We start from the raw sequence: 16,098 nt of genomic DNA on the forward strand, positions 1-16,098 counted from the left end.
GGAGGCATCGCAGAAGCTGAGAACCACAGGGCGAGGGGCGTGTTGCGCCGCGCAACGGGACCTGCCCATACTCGATGGCAGGGACGTTCACTCGTATGGATGTCCAAATGCCATCGGGGACCGTCCATGCATCACCATCGCTGCGCCATCCTCCTGTTGTCCGTGTCCTTGCTGGCGGGATGCGTGGCGACCGGTGCGGCCACTCATGCCGTACCGCCGGCGGAAACCAGCCATCGGGCGCAGGGCTGGGTGGAGACACGTCTCTATTTCGGACTCGGTCCCGCCGACGATGCCTCGCGGGGTGTCGGTGATGCGGCTTGGCGAAGCTTCCTCGACAGCGAAGTGACTCCGCGCTTCCCTGACGGTTTCACCGTGCTCGACGCGTATGGCCAGTGGCAAGGCAAGGGGCAGGCATCGCCGGAGCGCCTGCGTTCGCGCGTACTGGTCATCGCCCATGCCGACACGGCGGGCGAACGCGACAAGGTGGAGGCGATCCGTGCGGCGTGGAAACGACGCACGGGCGACCAATCGGTATTGCGGGTGACGCAGGCGGCGGAGGTATCGTTCTGATGAAGGCATCGTGGGCTCGGCAGCACGGATTTTCCTCAGGTGACCTCAACGGGTTCCTGGGCCTGGTGGTCGACAACCTCTCGATCATGGCCTTTCTCGCCACCGCACTGATCGGCATCTTCGGCTTCCCCGCCGATATCGTTTTCCTGCGCATGTTCCCCGGCACCACCTTCGGCGTGCTGCTGGGCAACCTCGCGTACACGGCGATGGCACGCCGGCTGGCGCGACAGAGCGGACGCGAGGACGTAACCGCGATGCCACTGGGGTTGGACGCCCCCACCAGCATCGGCATGGCGCTGCTGGTGCTGGGCCCGGCCTTCCTGCATTTCCGGCAGGCGGGGCTGGACACGCATGCCGCTGGCGTCGCTACCTGGGAGTTGGGCATGGCAGCGCTCGTCATCATGGGCGTGCTCAAGTTCGTGCTCTCGTTCTTCGGCGGGATGGTGCAGCGGCACGTTCCGCGCGCCGGACTGCTTGGGTCCATCGCCGGCATCGCACTGGTGCTGATGGGTTTCCTGCCGTTGGTTGAGATACTCAAGGTGCCGGTCGTGGGTTTTGCCGGTCTTGGTGTGGTGTTGTACGCGCTGGTGGCGCGCGCACGCATGCCCTGGAACGTGCCGGGCGTGCTGGTCGCATTCGTGGTCGGGGCCTTGCTCTATTACGTGCTCGGTCCGCTGGGCTGGCTGGGGCATGGCTACCAGCCGCCCGCCGCGTGGCAGTGGCGGTTTGCGCTGCCGGTGCCGACCTTGCAGTGGCTCCAGGGCATCCCCGCCGCCGTGCCCTATCTGCCGCTGATCCTTCCGTTTGGCCTGCTGATGGTGGTGGGCGGCATCAACGTGACCGAGAGCGCGCGCGCGGCGGGCGATGACTATCGGACGCGGGACATTCTGCTGGTGGAGGCACTGGCCACGCTGGTGGCGGGCTTCTGCGGCGGCGTGGCCCAAACCACGCCTTACATCGGGCAACCCTCATACAAGGCCATGGGCGCGCGCAGCGGCTACACCTTGTTGACCGGCATAGTCATCGGCCTTGGTGGAGTGTTCGGTTATCTGTCCAACCTGGTGGAACTGGTGCCGCTGTCGGTGTTGGCGCCGATCCTCGTGTTCGTGGCCATAGGCATCACCGTGCAGGCGTTCGAAGCCACACCGATGCGCTACGCCGCGGCCGTGGTTTTCAGTTTCTTTCCGGCTATCGCGCGCATGGTCACCATCAAGCTGAGCGATCCTGCATACGTCGCGCCCGAACATTTCCAGGCGCTGTTCACCGACCAGAGCCATGGCATGCCGGAACTCGCGGTGATCACCATCCTGGGTAACGGATTCATCATCACGTCGATGATCTGGGCCAGTTTCCTCGTGGCGCTCATCGACGGCCGGACGATGCGCGCTTGCGCGATTCTCCTGCTCGGCGGCGCGCTAAGCTTGTTCGGCATCATTCACTCCGTGCAGCCCAGCGGAGGCATCTACGCGCCGTGGCTGATCGAGGATGCATCGCGATTGCGGGTGTGGCAGTTCGCAGGTGCCTACATGGTATTGGCGGCTGTGCTGATGCTGTTGTCAGTGGCATCTGGTTCACACAAACGCACATCGACTGACGAGCAAAGATCGAATTGAGAGTCCTCTCATGGAAGAGAAGTCAGCGTCCGCCCAAAATTCCGCCCGCCTCGTCGTGCGATGTGCAGGCATTCGCCTGGGCCTTATGTCCGCCATCTCCCGACGAGGCACCAAGGAATCCTTCATAGCGAAGGGGGAAGGGCGACACGCCGCAAGGCGCTCGCCAGCTCCGTCAGGGAAGACGGATGTCCAGGGTGGCGAGCCGTCCAGGGAAGGGCGGTCCCGCCGCCCAACTACGAAGTCATCTTTCTCGGCCACCTGCGTCGCAGGTGCGTGAGCCAGTCGACTCAGCCGTGCAGTGTTGCCGGATTCAGGCCCGCATGGCCCACCACATCGGAAAGTGTCATGGAGCGTTCGGCGCGTTCCAACGCCTGACAGGCGGACTCCGCCGCATAGCGCATGAGGTAGGCGAGATGCGCGCGGTACTGGGAGCCCACGCCATGCGCGCGAATCATGCCCGCGGCTTCCGCGAGGCACTCCAGGTCGTTGTACGCGCGGTCCAGGTCGCCGCTGCTGCTCGATTGCACGAATTCGTGCATCTGCTCGATGTCGCGCGACCGTGCGCTGACGACATCTTCCACCAGTCGAGCCGCCTGCCTCGCAGCGAACACCAGCACGTCGGCGGACGCATGCGACAGTTCGCTGTCGGATACCGCGCGATCGGTCAACTCCACCAGACTGCGCGTCACGATAAGCAGCTGCGCGACGGGATACGCCACTGCGTTGCCCTGTTCCATGTCCCCGCCCCCTTGCGAAGTGAAGCGCGTATTCTCCACGCGGGCGGGTACTTTGTGTATCGGAAAAATGCACGTCATCCAGCCGTCATCTCGCCACCTCGGTGGCGTATGTCCGGTTGCCCGGCTAGTGCCGATGAATCCTGGCGAACTCATAGGCTGTGGCTATGGAAATGCCTGCGTGCCTTGGCCTGTGGCGTGGGCGGGACGGAGAAAAACAAAAAGCCCGGCAGTGCCGGGCTTTTTGTTTGATTCGGTGGTGGGCGATGCAAGGATCGAACTTGCGACACCTGCCGTGTGAAGGCAGTGCTCTACCGCTGAGCTAATCGCCCCCGAGAGCAGGCAAATATACGGGGTGGGGAAACGCTGGTCAAGGGTTGGCTATAAAAAATGACCCGCGAGGCAGTTCGCTGAAAGGTTGGCGAGTAAAATGTGCGGTTTTCACGACCACCGGTGCCGACTCATGGACGCCTTGCTGCACGAGCTCAACCACATCCTCGAATCCCTGCACCGGTTCGAACTGACGCCCTGGAAAATGGTGGGTCTGCTGGGCTCGGTCATGTTCACCAGCCGCTGGTTCGTGCAGGTTTACTACACGCGCAAGCTCAAGCGGGTGGTGATGCCGCTGTCGTTCTGGTGGTTGTCGGTGGTCGGCAGCGCGCTGCTGCTTTCGTACTTCATCTTTGGCAAGAACGATTCGGTCGGCATTCTTTCGAACTTCTTCCCGGCCTTCGTCTCGGTGTACAACCTCGCCGTGCATATGCGCGAGGTGAAGCGCCGCTCGCTGGTGGAGAGCGAGGTCTGAGGCGAAGGGCGCCCGCGCCTTTGCAGGAGCGCACCCCGTGCGCGATAAGCCGACGAAGCGGTGACGGCGCGGCGCTGTCGCGCACAAGGTGCGCTCCCGCAAAAAAGATGCGCGTGGCTACCGTCAGTCCGGATCGTAATCCAGGTTGGGAGCCAGCCAGCGCTCGGCCTGCTCGCGTGACCAGCCCTTGCGCTTGGCATAGTCGTCGACCTGTTCGCGGGTAAGGCGGCCCACCACGAAATACTGGCTGTCGGGGTGCGAGAAGTACCAGCCCGAGACGGCTGCCGTGGGATACATGGCAAAGCCTTCGGTGAGCTCGATGCCCGCATTGGCGGTGGCGTCGAGCAGACGGAACAGCGTGGCCTTTTCGGTGTGGTCCGGACAGGCGGGATAACCCGGAGCAGGGCGGATGCCGCGGTACTTCTCGTCGATCAACGCCTCGTTGTCGAGCGCCTCGTTTGGCGCATAACCCCAGAACTCGCGGCGCACGCGTTCGTGCAGATGTTCGGCGAAGGCCTCGGCCAGGCGATCGGCCAGGGCCTTCAGCATGATGGACGAGTAGTCATCGTGGTTCGCCTCGAAGCGGGCCACGTGCTCGTCGATGCCGATACCGGCGGTGACGGCGAATCCACCGATCCAATCCTGCGGGCCGGCACCCTTGGGCGCGATGAAGTCGGCCAGCGAAAAGTCGGGCCGTTCGACGGGCTTGTCGACCTGCTGGCGCAGGTGATGCAGCACGGCGAGTTTCTCGCCTTCGGGCGTGCTCACTTCGGTATCATCGCCCACTTGCGCAGCGGGCCAGAAACCGATCACGGCACGTGCGGTGAGCCAGCGCTCGGCAATGATCTTGTCCAGCATGGCCTGGGCATCGCGGAACAGGTCCGTGGCCTGGCTGCCTACGATGTCGTCGGCAAGAATCGCCGGGTAGCGGCCGGCCAGTTCCCACGCATTGAAGAACGGCGTCCAGTCGATATACGGGCGCAGCGTGGCGAGGTCGTAGTGGTTGAATACTGTGATGCCGGGCTGGCGAGGCCTGGGGGGCGTGTAATTCGCCCAGTCGCATGTGAAGCGCTGCGAGCGCGCCTTTTCAAGCGATACCAGCTGCTTGCCGGGTCCGCGATTGCGATGGCGCTCGCGCACTTCGGCGTACTCGGCGCGGATCTTGGTCATGAACTGATCGACCAGCTCCTTGCTGACCAGCGATTGCGCCACGCCGACGGCACGCGAGGCATCCTTCACCCACACGGTGGGCGACTTGTAGTGCGGCTCGATCTTCAGCGCGGTATGCGCGCGTGAAGTGGTGGCGCCGCCAATCAGCAGCGGGATGTGGAAATCCTGCCGTTGCATCTCGCGGGCAACCTGGCTCATTTCCTCCAGCGAGGGCGTGATCAGGCCTGACAAGCCGATGATGTCGGCGTTGTGCTCGCGCGCGGTGTCCAGGATTTTCTGCGCCGGCACCATCACGCCGAGATCGATCACCTCGAAGTTGTTGCAGCGGAGCACCACGCCGACGATGTTCTTGCCGATGTCGTGCACGTCGCCCTTGACGGTCGCCATCACGATGGTGCCGTTGTTCTTGCCCATGTCGCCGGTGCGGAGCTTTTCTTCTTCGATATATGGCAGAAGGTAGGCCACGGCTTTCTTCATCACGCGCGCCGATTTCACCACCTGCGGCAGGAACATCTTGCCGGCGCCAAACAGGTCGCCGACCACGTTCATGCCGTCCATCAGCGGGCCTTCGATGACGTCGAGCGGGCGCGTGGACAGTTGGCGCGCTTCCTCGGTGTCTTCGTTCACGAACTGGTCGATGCCGTGCACCAGCGCGTGGCTGAGCCGATCGCGTACCGGCTTCTCGCGCCAGGCCAGGTTCTCGACGACCGCTTCGCCTTTCTTCGCCTTGAATTTCTCGGCGATCTCCAGCAGACGCTCGGTGGCGTCCGCCCGGCGATTGAGCACGACGTCTTCGACGCGTTCGCGCAGTTCCTCGGGCACGTCGTCGTAGATCATCAACGCGCCGGCATTGACGATGCCCATGTCCATGCCTGCCTTGATGGCGTGGTAGAGGAACACCGAATGGATGGCTTCGCGCACCGTGTTGTTGCCACGGAACGAGAACGACACATTGGACACGCCGCCGGACACATGGGTGTCGGGGAAGCGGCGCTTGATCTCGCGCGTGGCCTCGATGAAATCCACCGCGTAGTTGTTGTGCTCGTCGATGCCAGTGGCGATGGCAAAGATGTTCGGGTCGAAGATGATGTCTTCGGGCGGGAAGTCGAGGCGGGTGGTGAGCAGTTCGTAGGCGCGCGAGCAGATCTCGACCTTGCGCTCGCAGGTGTCGGCCTGGCCCTGTTCGTCAAAGGCCATTACCACCACGGCGGCGCCGTACTGCTGCACCTTGCGTGCGTGTTCGAGGAATACGTCTTCGCCTTCCTTCATCGAAATGGAGTTGACGATGCCCTTGCCCTGCAGGCAGCGCAGGCCAGCCTCGATCACGCTCCACTTGGAGGAGTCGACCATCACCGGCACGCGGGCAATGTCCGGTTCGGCGGCGATCAGGTTCAGATAGCGCGTCATCGCGGCTTCCGAATCAATCAGGCCCTCGTCCATGTTGACGTCGATGATCTGCGCGCCGCTGACGACCTGCTGGCGCGCCACGTCCACCGCTTCCTCGTAGCGCTCTTCCTTGATGAGCTTGCGGAACTGTGCCGAGCCGGTGACGTTGGTGCGCTCGCCGACGTTGACGAAGAGCAGGTCCGGCGTGATGACAAGGGGTTCGAGTCCGGAGAGACGGGTATGGCGGGTCATCATCGGAACTCAGGCAACCTTGGCAGTGGCGGAGGGCAGGGCGCGCGGCGCGACGTCGCGCACCGCGTCGGCGATGGCCTTGATGTGGGCCGGCGTGGTGCCGCAGCAGCCACCGACCATGTTGAGCAGGCCGTCGCGGGCAAACCCGCCGATGACGGAAGCCATCTGCTCCGGCGTCTCGTCGTATTCGCCGAAGGCGTTGGGCAGGCCGGCGTTGGGGTGCGTGCTGACGAAGCTGTTGGCGACGTTGGACAGCACCTGCACGTGCGGGCGCAGGTCCGCGGCGCCCAGCGCGCAATTGAGGCCGACCGAAATGGGGCGCGCATGCTGCACGGAGTAGTAGAACGCTTCCGCCGTCTGGCCCGATAGCGTGCGGCCGGAACGGTCGGTGATGGTGCCGGAAATCATCACCGGCACGCGCGTACCGCGTTGGTGGAACAACTCGCTCAACGCGAACAGCGCAGCCTTGGCGTTGAGCGTGTCGAAGATGGTTTCCACCATGACGAGATCGGCGCCACCGTCGATCAGGCCGCTTGCCGATTCGGTGTAATTGCTCACCAGTTCTTCGAACGTCACGTTGCGAAAACCGGGGTCGTTGACGTCAGGCGACAAGGACGCCGTGCGGCTGGTGGGCCCGAGTACGCCGACGACGAAGCGTGGCTTTTCCGGAGTCTTGGCCTCCCAGGCATCGCAGGCGGCGCGAGCCAGTCGCGCGCCTTCGAGGTTGAGTTCGTAGGCCAGATGTTCCAGGTGGTAGTCCGCCTGGCTGATGCGCGTGGAGTTGAAGGTATTGGTTTCGACCAGGTCGGCGCCGGCTTCGAGATAAGCCTCGTGCACGCCCTGGATGATGTCCGGATTGGTGAGGGTCAGCAGATCGTTGTTGCCCTTGAGGTCACAGCTACCCGGGTGGTCATGCGCATGTGAGCTGTCGTGCCCGTGGACGAAGCGTTCGCCGCGGAAAGCCGTCTCGTCGAGTTGATGCTGCTGCAGCATGGTGCCCATGCCGCCGTCGATGATGAGGATGCGTTCGCCCAGCAGGCGTTGCAGCAAGGCGACGCGTTCGGGATGAAGCCAAGGCAGGGTACTCATGGGCAGTTCTCTTCAGGGCTTGCGTGCAAGCAGGCTGATCACTTCGAAATGGGGTGCCTTGCGCTCGCGGCTGAGGCGGTTGCAGCTGAGGACATTCAGGCCGGCGTCGTTGGCGAAGCGACTCAGCTCGTTCGCGGAAAACCCAAGGTTGCGGTGATCGAACGGTTCCACCACGGCACGGTGGTCATGCCTGCCCAACGTCACGGCGAGCAGGCGTCCGCCGCTGCGCATAAGGCGCGAGGCTTCCGCCACGGCTTTCGCTGGATGTTCGGCATAGGTAAGGGCGTGCAGCATCAGCACAAGGTCGAAACGGCGTTCGCCCAGCTCGAGCGCGTGCATGTCGCCCATGCATACCTCGACGTTGGCGAAGGGCTTGAGGCGTTGCGCGGCGGCTTCCACCACGCGTTCGCTGCTGTCCACGCAGACGATGGAACGCGCATGCGGCGCGAGCAGTTCGGCGGTGATGCCGTCGCCCGACGCGATGTCGAGTACGTCGCCGGTTTCGAGCAGCTGCAGCAGCGAGCGCGCCAGGGTTTCCCAGGTGCGGCCCGGCGAGTAGTGGCGTTCCATGTCGCCGGCCACCGTGTCCGCCCAGCCTTCCTCGCGGGCGCGCTGGGCCAGCACGCCGGGCAGCCGCGCAGCATCCTCGCGAAGCAGGGCATCGTCGATGCTTTCGCGCAACGACTTCAGCAATGCCTGCTGGTGTTCATCGGTTTCGCTGTTGGCGCGGTAGTAGGCGGATACGCCGGCGCGCCGGTCGCGGACCAGCTCGGCTTCCTTGAGCTTGGCCAGGTGCGTGGATACGCGTGGCTGGGCGAGGTGAAGCACAGCCGCCAGTTCGGCGACGGTCAACTCTTCCCGTTCGAGCAAGGCGAGCAGCCGCACACGGGTGGGGTCCGCCAGCAGGCGCAGGACGCTGGAGGCGGTCGCCAGATCCATTGTGCATCCTTATATCGCGATACAGAGATGCAATAGGCTAGGCCCAGGGTCGCGGGGCGTCAAGTTTGGCGATCTGCTACAGGAGCGCACCCAGTGCGCGACCGCGGCGCTTAAGTGTGTCCACTCCGCGACGTCCCCTTGAGGGATAGGCTTTTCGCGCACTGCGTGCGCCCCTGCAGGGAGATACCGGCGGCCCCTTTGCTGCACCCGCACACAGGCGGTGGGCGTCGGCGGGCTAAAATAGTCGGCTTCCTCCTCCCCTTGGAGCTGTTTATGGATTTCCGTTTTACCGAAGACCAGTTGTCCATCCAGGCCATCGCGCGTGACTTCGCACAGAAGCGCATCGCACCGGTCGCCGCCGAGCTGGACGCCAAGGGCGAGTTTCCGCTGGACAACATCCGCGAGATGGGCCAGCTGGGCCTGATGGGTATCGAAGTGCCGACCGAGTACGGCGGCGCGGGGATGGATCCGATCGCCTACGTGCTTGCCATGATCGAGATCGCGGCAGCGGACGCGGCGACGGCGACCGTCATGTCGGTCAACAATTCGCTGTTCTGCAACGGCATCCTCAAGCACGGCACCGAAGAGCAGAAGCAGAAATACGTGCGCGCCATCGCGCAGGGCGATGCCATCGGTGCGTACGCGCTGACCGAGCCGCACTCGGGTTCCGATGCTTCGGCCATGCACACCCGCGCGACCCGCAACACCGACGGCGACTGGGTGATCAACGGCAAGAAGAGCTGGATCACTTCCGGCCCCGTGGCGCGCTACATGATCCTGTTCGCCATCACCACGCCGGGCATCGGCGCCAAGGGTGTGTCGGCCTTCATCGTCGATACGCAGTTGCCCGGCTTCCATGCCGGCAAGTCCGAACCCAAGCTCGGTATCCGTGCGTCAGCCACCTGCGAAATCGAGTTCACCGATTACGTGCTGCCCAAGGAAGACCTTCTGGGTGAAGAGGGCAAGGGCTTCTCCATCGGCATGGGCGTGCTCGATGCCGGCCGCATCGGCATCGCTTCGCAGGCCGTCGGCATTGCCCGCGCCGCATACGAAGCCACGCTGCAATGGGCACGTGACCGCAAGGCGTTCGGCCACCCGATCGGCACGTTCCAGATGACGCAGGCCAAGATTGCCGACATGAAGTGCAAGCTCGATGCGGCCACGCTGCTCACCTTGCGTGCAGCCTGGACCAAGGGCGAAACGGACAAGAACGGCGGCCGTTTCGGCACCGAGGCTTCCGTTGCCAAGCTCACCGCCTCCGAAGCGGCGATGTGGATCTCCCACCAGGCGGTGCAGATCCATGGCGGCATGGGCTACTCCAAGGAAATGCCGCTGGAACGCTACTTCCGCGACGCCAAGATCACCGAGATCTACGAAGGCACGAGCGAGATCCAGCGCATCGTGATTGCCCGCGCCGAAACTGGCCTGCGCTAAGCCTGATCGACCGAGCGCCCGGTCGCGCAGGCGACCGGGCGTTTCTGTTTCCGTCGTGAGAAGGCCAAGCCGTGCACTCATCACAGGCTCGGTCAACGCAGCCGCCATGGCAAAAGGTTGACGGTAGCTGCGTGATCGCAAATACTTGCGATAACCACGGATGGTCCCCCTCAGCCAAGGACGGCGACTTTTTTTCTTCGCGGTGATCCGCTTCTCGCGGCCTCCTTCTATGGCGCAACGCATCAGCGGCCGGAGGAGTTCACGCTATCCCGCAGCGGCCACGGTGCTCCCCGCTGTGTCCGGAAATGACCAGATGCGGCCACATGGCCGCCAGGCTTGTCGCGCGCTGTGGATGATGGGCGCCTGGAAGTGGCTGCCAGCGCGGCCGCCATGTGTCACGAACCACCGGCATGATGGTTGCTAGGCCTTGAGGTCTACCCATCACGACGCGAGCCGCCGCCCCATGACCGATGTCGACGTTTCACTGGAAGAAGAAAGCATGGTCTACAAGACCCTGCTTGAGTCCACCAACGCCATTCCGTGGCGGATTCATTGGGACAGCCTGACGTTCTCCTACATCGGTCCGCAGATCGAGGCACTACTTGGCTGGGATCCTGCCAGTTGGGTGGGCGTGCAGGACTGGGCCGAGCGCATCCATCCGGAAGACCGCGAATGGGCGGTGAACTTCTGCGTGGCGCAGTCCAAGGCCGGCGTCGACCATGAGGCCGACTATCGCGCGTTGTGCAAGGACGGCAGCTACGTATGGATCCGTGACGTGGTGCATGTGGTGCGCCGCGACGATGGCTCGGTGGATGCACTGGTCGGCTTCATGTTCGACATCAGTGAGCGCAAGCGCACCGAGCAGCGCCTGATCGAATTGCAGCGCGAACTGGAGGCGCTGTCGTTCAAGGACGGCCTGACCGGCATCGCCAATCGCCGCCGCTTCGATGCCGTGTTCGAGGAGGATTGGGACAACGCGCGACGCAGCGGCAAGCCGCTTTCGCTGCTCATGCTCGATATCGACTACTTCAAGCAGTACAACGACCACTATGGCCACGTGCAGGGCGACTATTGCCTGAAGATGGTCGCCAAGGTGCTGGAGAAGGCGGTGCGCCGCAGCCACGACTTCCTGGCGCGCTTTGGTGGCGAAGAGTTCGTGCTGGTGCTGCCGGAGACGGATGCCGCCTCCGCGCGTCGCGTCGCCGAGCGTTGCCAGGAGCTGATCGGGCAGGAGTGGATTCCGCACGAACGCTCGATGGCCGGCAAGGCACTGACGATGAGCATCGGTGTCGGCACTGTTGTTCCCACGCATGGCGACGAGCGACTGGCCTTCCTGGAACTGGTCGACCGACGCCTGTACCAGGCGAAGCTGCGGGGACGCAATCGCGTCGCCGAAGCCGAGGACTGAAGCGGTCATTGCACATGAAAAAGCCCCGGCCTTTCGACCAGGGCTTTTCGTTGGAACGATGCCGCTTTATGAGCCTCGATGCGGATCGGAGTCGAACGGCTTCATGCCATTGGGCGAACCGTCCTGCGGCGAGCCACCTTGCGGCGGGGTTCCGGCACTCGGCGCCTGGCCATGGGTGTGGCGAATGGTGCGCGATGCTTCGTCCAGCTTGTCACCCAGCAGGCGACGCACCGTCACGTAGAACACCGGGATCAGCAGCAGGCCGAGGAAGGTGGCGAAGATCATGCCGCCGATCACGCCCGTGCCGATGGAGTGGCGGGAGTTGGCGCCCGCACCGGTGGAGATGGCCAGCGGGAACACGCCGAGGATGAAGGCCATCGACGTCATCAGGATCGGGCGCAGTCGCAGGCGGGACGCCTCGACCACGGCATCGAACAGCGACTTGCCTTCCTGCTGCTGCTCCACCGCGAACTCCACGATCAGGATGGCGTTCTTCGCCGCCAGGCCGATCACCGTGATCAGGCCGATCTTGAAGTACATGTCGTTGGGCAGGCCGCGCAGCATCGAGAACACCACGGTGCCGAGCAGGCCCAGCGGAACCACCAGCAGCACGGCCACCGGGATTGACCAGCTTTCGTACAGGGCGGCCAGGCACAGGAACACGATCAGGATCGACAGCACCAGCAACAGCGTGGCCGAGTTGCCCGCCAGGATTTCCTGGTACGACTGACCCGTCCAGTCGGAGCCGAAGCCCTTCGGCAGGTCGTTCTCCACGATGCCTTGCAGCGCTGACATGGCCTGGCCGGTGGAATAGCCCGGCGCTTCGCTGCCCACGATTTCCACCGCCGCGTAGCCGTTGTAGCGGGTGAGGGCAGGCGAGCCCATGTCCCACTTCGAATGCACCACGCTGGAGATCGGAATCATGTTGTACGGGTTGGTGGTCGACACCGTCGACGCACTGGTGGACCCGCTCGACAGGCTGCTGGGCGTGTAGACGTGCTGCAGCGCATCCGGACCCATGCGATACGGCTGGTCCGCCTGCATGTAGACGCGCTTCACGCGGCCGCCGTAGACGAAGTCGTTGACGTACACCGGCGCCAGCGTGAGCTGGATGGCGGTATAGACGTCACTCACCGACATGCCCATGGACTCGGCCTGCACGCGGTCCACCTTCAGGTCCCACTGCGGGGCATCGGGCAGCGAGTTGGGGCGTACGCCGAACAAGGCCTTGTTGTCCTTGGCCTTGGCAAGCGCCATGCCCATTGCCTGCATCAGCTCGCCATGCGTCTGGCCTGCGCGTGCCTGCAGGTACATGTCGATGCCGCCGAACTGGCTGAGACCACGGATGGTCGGCAGGTTCACCACGAAGATCTGCGCATCGCGAATGCCGTGGAACACGCCATTCAACTGCATGATCAGTTCGTCCGCGGTGACCGAGCGCTCCTTCCAGTCCTTCAACTTGATGAAGGCCATGCCCGTGCTCTCGCTCTGGCCGATGAAGCTGAAGCCCGAGATCTGGTACATGCCGATGATGCTGTCGTTCTGCGGGCTCTGCTTCAGGCGTTCGCGCATTTCCGTCATCACCTGCTGCGTGCGGTGCAGCGTGGCACCCGGCGGCAGGTTGACGATGGCCAGCGCAAAGCCCTGGTCTTCGCTGGGCACGAAGCTGGTGGGCAGCTTGGTGTACAGGAAGCCGGCCAGTGCAACGACCAGCGCGAACACCAGCATCCAACGCGGTGCATGGCGCGCCGCGCTGCCGATATGGCCGCTGTAGGTATGCGTGACCCGATCGAAGATGCGGTTGAAGCCGCGGTAGATGATGTTCTTCTTGTGCTCATGCTCGGGCTTGAGCAGCGTCGCGCACAGGGCGGGCGTAAACGACAGCGCCAGGAACGCCGAGAAGCCCATCGACACGGCGATGGTCAGGGCGAACTGCTTGTAGATCACGCCCGACGCACCCGGCTGCAGCGCGGACGGCACGAACACCGCCGCCAGCACTACGGTGATGGCCACCACGGCGCCGGTGATCTGGCCCATCGCCTTGCGTGTCGCTTCCTTGGGCGAGAGTCCTTCCTCGGACATGATGCGCTCGACGTTCTCGATCACCACGATCGCGTCGTCCACCACGATGCCGATGGCCAGCACCATGCCGAACAGGGTCAGCTGGTTGATGGTGAAGCCAAGCCCGACCAGGCCCACGAAGGTACCCAGCAGCGCGACCGGGATCACCAGGGTGGGGATCACCGTGGCACGGAAGTTCTGCAGGAAGATCAGCATCACCAGGAAGACCAGGATGATGGCCTCCACCAGCGTGTGCACCACTTCCTCGATCGAGATCTTCACGAACGGCGTGGTGTCGTACGGCGCGAACCAGGTGACGCCCTCCGGGAAGTCCTTGGCGAGTTCGGCCATCTTGGCCTTGACCGCATCGGCCACGTCCAATGCATTGGCGCCCGGCAGCAGCTGCACGCCGAGGCCACCGACCTGCTGGCCGTTCCACGTCGCACCCAGGCCGTAGCTGCCCGGACCGAAGCTGATGCGCGCGACGTCGCTGAGCTTCACGGCCGTGCCATCGCTGTTGGCACGCAGGATGATGTTGCCGAACTCCTCCGGCGAAGAGAAACGACCTTCCGCCGAGACCGTGGCGGTGAAACCCTGGCCGTTCGGCGACGGATCCGCGCCCAGCGAACCGGCTGCGAACTGCACGTTCTGCGTGGCGATGGCGTTGTACACCGCCGTGGCCGAAAGACCGTAACCCTGCAGCTTGTCCGGGTTGAGCCAGATGCGCACGGCATACTCGGAACCGATCACGCGGGTGCTGCCCACGCCCGGAATGCGGCCGACCTGGTCGGCCACCTGCGACGCGATGATGTCGGCAAGACGGTTGCCGTCGATGTCCGGATTGGTGGACACCAGCGACACGAACATCAGGAAGTCAGGATTGTTCTTGGCTACCACCACGCCCTGCTGGGTCACGGCGGTAGGCAGGCGCGGCTGGGCCAGCTGCACCTTGTTCTGCACCTGCACCTGGGCGATGTCCGGGTTGGTACCGGTTTCAAAGGTGAGAGTGATCGAGGCCGAGCCGCTAGCGCTGGACGAAGAACTGAAATACAGCAGGTGGTCGATGCCGGTGAGCTGCTGCTCGATCACCTGGGTAACGTTCTTTTCCACTGTGTCGGCGTTGGCTCCCGGGTAGGTTGCCGACACCACCACCTGCGGCGGCGCGATATTGGGATATGACTCGATACCCATGTTCAGCACGGAAATCGTGCCGACCAGGGTGATCAGGATGGCGACCACCCACGCGAAAATGGGGCGGTCAATGAAGAAACTCGGCATGTCTGTCGACTCCCTTACTGCTGGCCGGCAGCAGACTTGGCGTTACCCGCGGCTCCCTGCGGGGCCTTCTGGTCGGGCTGCCACGGCGTGGCCTTGGCCGGCGCACCCGGCTGCACGGTCTGCAGGCCCGAGACGATCACCTGGTCGCCCGAAGCGAGGCCGTTGGTGACGATCCAGTTGCCTGCGCGCATGGTGTCGGCGGTGACGTTCTTGCGAGCGACCTTGCCATCCTGGCCCACGACCAGTGCATAGGCGCCGGCGACATCGCGCAGGATGCCCTGCTGCGGAATCAGGAACACGTTCTGCTGCTCGCCAAGGTTGGCCGCGATGGTCACGTAGGTGCCGGGCAGCAAACGATGCTCGGGGTTGGGCAGCAGCGCGCGCAGGTTCACCGCGCCGGTGGTCGGATCGACGGTGGCGCCGGAGAAGTCCAGCGTGCCCGCCTGGTCGTACTTGCTGCCGTCGGCCAGGGTGACCTGCACCGTGGTCTTGGCACGGTCGCTCAACACCACCTTGCCGGCACTCTGCGCGGCACGCAGGCGATCGAGATCGGCCGAGCTCACGGTGAAGTTGACGTACAGCGGATCGAGCTGGTCGACGGTGGTGAGCAGCGTGGCGTTGCTGCCGCTGTCGGTGGTGCCATTGCCGACGATGGCGCCTTCGGTCACCTGCTGCTGGCCAGCGCGACCATCAATAGGCGCGGTCACGCGGGTGAAGCCCAGGTTGATGCGGGCCGTTTCAACCGCGGCCTTGGCCTGCTGGACGGCGGCGGCGCTGCTGCGCTCATTGGCCTCGGCAAGGTCCAGGTCGGACTGCGAAACGAAGCCCTGCGGACGCAGCTTGCGGAAGCGCTCGGCAGCCTTGTGGTAGTTCTCGTAGGTGGCCTGCGCGGACGCCAGGTTGCCCTGGGCCGAGTTCAGGTTGGCCTGGTATACCGCCGGATCGATCTCGAACAGCACCTGGCCCGCCTTCACGTCGGTACCTTCCTGGTAGACACGCTTGAGCAGCACGCCAGACACGCGCGCACGCACATCGGCGCTGCGGAAGGCGGAGAGGCGGCCCACCAGATCCTTGGTCAGTGGCGTGCTCTGAGGCTGGGCCTTGATGATGCCGACCTCCGGCGTGGGCATTTGCTGCTGGCCTTGTTCCTTGCCTTTGCCACAGGCGGCCAGAGAGAGCAGGCCAAGGCACAGCAGGAGTGTGCGCAGTGACGTGGACTTCATGTGGGCTCCATTCTTGTAATGTGGTCGGGGATGCAGCGTGCCGGCGCCTCTCCGGGCATCGGCAAAAGTCGGGCTTGAGGTGGGAGCGCACGTGGACCCCGCATGCCCGCAGGCCCCGGGGAGGGCCTGGCCAGGG

11 protein-coding genes and 1 tRNA gene are annotated in these 16,098 nt (G+C 64.2%); 5 read left to right on the forward strand and 7 right to left on the reverse strand.

All coding sequences use genetic code 11. The features are described from left to right. Positions 1-126: 126 nt before the first annotated feature. Both VFG49_RS07510 and VFG49_RS07515 read left to right on the forward strand, forming a co-directional pair. On the forward strand, positions 127-570 hold the full coding sequence (locus VFG49_RS07510; protein WP_324859033.1) for a DUF3574 domain-containing protein: 444 nt from the start codon (positions 127-129) through the stop codon (positions 568-570). Beyond that, positions 570-2,183, forward strand: coding sequence for a hypothetical protein (locus tag VFG49_RS07515; RefSeq protein WP_324859035.1), 1,614 nt, complete (start codon positions 570-572; stop codon positions 2,181-2,183). Before VFG49_RS07510 ends, VFG49_RS07515 begins: the two co-directional genes overlap by 1 nt. Positions 2,184-2,470: 287 nt before the next feature. On the opposite strand, the gene VFG49_RS07520 is transcribed toward VFG49_RS07515, so the two are convergent. Together VFG49_RS07520 and VFG49_RS07525 are read right to left on the reverse strand one after the other, a co-directional pair. Beyond that, a complete protein-coding gene (locus VFG49_RS07520; RefSeq protein ID WP_324859037.1) occupies positions 2,471-2,920 on the reverse strand; it encodes a hypothetical protein in 450 nt (149 codons plus the stop codon). A gap of 254 nt (positions 2,921-3,174) precedes the next feature. After that, a tRNA-Val gene (locus VFG49_RS07525) sits at positions 3,175-3,249 on the reverse strand. A 131-nt stretch (positions 3,250-3,380) separates the two neighbouring features. On the opposite strand from VFG49_RS07525, the gene VFG49_RS07530 reads away from it, so the two are divergent. Further along, positions 3,381-3,722: a lipid-A-disaccharide synthase N-terminal domain-containing protein gene (locus VFG49_RS07530; protein ID WP_324859039.1), complete on the forward strand. Its 342-nt coding sequence runs from the start codon at positions 3,381-3,383 to the stop codon at positions 3,720-3,722. A gap of 123 nt (positions 3,723-3,845) precedes the next feature. Here VFG49_RS07530 and metH read toward each other — a convergent pair whose 3' ends face one another. The 3 genes from metH to VFG49_RS07545 are packed head-to-tail and all read right to left on the reverse strand — an operon-like array spanning position 3,846 to position 8,558. Next, the gene (metH, locus tag VFG49_RS07535) at positions 3,846-6,533 is read right to left on the reverse strand and encodes a methionine synthase (RefSeq protein ID WP_324859041.1); all 2,688 of its coding nucleotides are present in this window, start codon (positions 6,531-6,533) and stop codon (positions 3,846-3,848) included. Positions 6,534-6,539: 6 nt separating this feature from the next. After that, entirely contained in the window at positions 6,540-7,619 is a 1,080-nt protein-coding gene (locus tag VFG49_RS07540; RefSeq protein ID WP_324859043.1) for a homocysteine S-methyltransferase family protein, read from the reverse strand. 12 nt (positions 7,620-7,631) lie between these two features. After that, complete coding sequence (locus VFG49_RS07545) at positions 7,632-8,558, reverse strand: metalloregulator ArsR/SmtB family transcription factor (protein WP_324859045.1); 927 nt, start codon at positions 8,556-8,558, stop codon at positions 7,632-7,634. A 273-nt stretch (positions 8,559-8,831) separates the two neighbouring features. On the opposite strand from VFG49_RS07545, the gene VFG49_RS07550 reads away from it, so the two are divergent. Together VFG49_RS07550 and VFG49_RS07555 are read left to right on the forward strand one after the other, a co-directional pair. Further along, positions 8,832-9,992 carry an acyl-CoA dehydrogenase family protein gene (locus tag VFG49_RS07550; RefSeq protein WP_324859047.1) on the forward strand — a complete coding sequence of 387 codons (1,161 nt, stop codon included), beginning with the start codon at positions 8,832-8,834 and terminating at the stop codon, positions 9,990-9,992. Positions 9,993-10,455: 463 nt separating this feature from the next. Beyond that, positions 10,456-11,400, forward strand: coding sequence for a sensor domain-containing diguanylate cyclase (locus VFG49_RS07555; protein ID WP_324859049.1), 945 nt, complete (start codon positions 10,456-10,458; stop codon positions 11,398-11,400). Positions 11,401-11,466: 66 nt separating this feature from the next. Here the strand turns inward: VFG49_RS07555 and VFG49_RS07560 are convergent, their stop codons facing one another. Continuing rightward, positions 11,467-14,739 (reverse strand): efflux RND transporter permease subunit, encoded by a 3,273-nt coding sequence (locus VFG49_RS07560; RefSeq protein ID WP_324859052.1) that lies wholly within the window; start codon positions 14,737-14,739, stop codon positions 11,467-11,469. Between the two features lie 14 nt (positions 14,740-14,753). Next, complete coding sequence (locus VFG49_RS07565; RefSeq protein WP_324859054.1) at positions 14,754-15,962, reverse strand: efflux RND transporter periplasmic adaptor subunit; 1,209 nt, start codon at positions 15,960-15,962, stop codon at positions 14,754-14,756. Positions 15,963-16,098 lie beyond the last annotated feature (136 nt).

It is taken from the genome of Dyella sp. (assembly GCF_035685885.1).
In the GTDB taxonomy this organism is placed as follows: domain Bacteria; phylum Pseudomonadota; class Gammaproteobacteria; order Xanthomonadales; family Rhodanobacteraceae; genus Dyella.

What these genes read in the sequence shown, in the direction of transcription:
- VFG49_RS07545 (WP_324859045.1), bottom strand. Translation starts at nt 8,558, where the DNA reads ATGGATCTGGCGACCGCCTCCAGCGTCCTGCGCCTGCTGGCGGACCCC.
- metH (WP_324859041.1), bottom strand. Translation starts at nt 6,533, where the DNA reads ATGATGACCCGCCATACCCGTCTCTCCGGACTCGAACCCCTTGTCATC.
- VFG49_RS07565 (WP_324859054.1), bottom strand. Translation starts at nt 15,962, where the DNA reads ATGAAGTCCACGTCACTGCGCACACTCCTGCTGTGCCTTGGCCTGCTC.
- VFG49_RS07560 (WP_324859052.1), bottom strand. Translation starts at nt 14,739, where the DNA reads ATGCCGAGTTTCTTCATTGACCGCCCCATTTTCGCGTGGGTGGTCGCC.
- VFG49_RS07555 (WP_324859049.1), top strand. Translation starts at nt 10,456, where the DNA reads ATGACCGATGTCGACGTTTCACTGGAAGAAGAAAGCATGGTCTACAAG.
- VFG49_RS07550 (WP_324859047.1), top strand. Translation starts at nt 8,832, where the DNA reads ATGGATTTCCGTTTTACCGAAGACCAGTTGTCCATCCAGGCCATCGCG.
- VFG49_RS07540 (WP_324859043.1), bottom strand. Translation starts at nt 7,619, where the DNA reads ATGAGTACCCTGCCTTGGCTTCATCCCGAACGCGTCGCCTTGCTGCAA.
- VFG49_RS07520 (WP_324859037.1), bottom strand. Translation starts at nt 2,920, where the DNA reads ATGGAACAGGGCAACGCAGTGGCGTATCCCGTCGCGCAGCTGCTTATC.
- VFG49_RS07515 (WP_324859035.1), top strand. Translation starts at nt 570, where the DNA reads ATGAAGGCATCGTGGGCTCGGCAGCACGGATTTTCCTCAGGTGACCTC.
- VFG49_RS07530 (WP_324859039.1), top strand. Translation starts at nt 3,381, where the DNA reads ATGGACGCCTTGCTGCACGAGCTCAACCACATCCTCGAATCCCTGCAC.
- VFG49_RS07510 (WP_324859033.1), top strand. Translation starts at nt 127, where the DNA reads ATGCATCACCATCGCTGCGCCATCCTCCTGTTGTCCGTGTCCTTGCTG.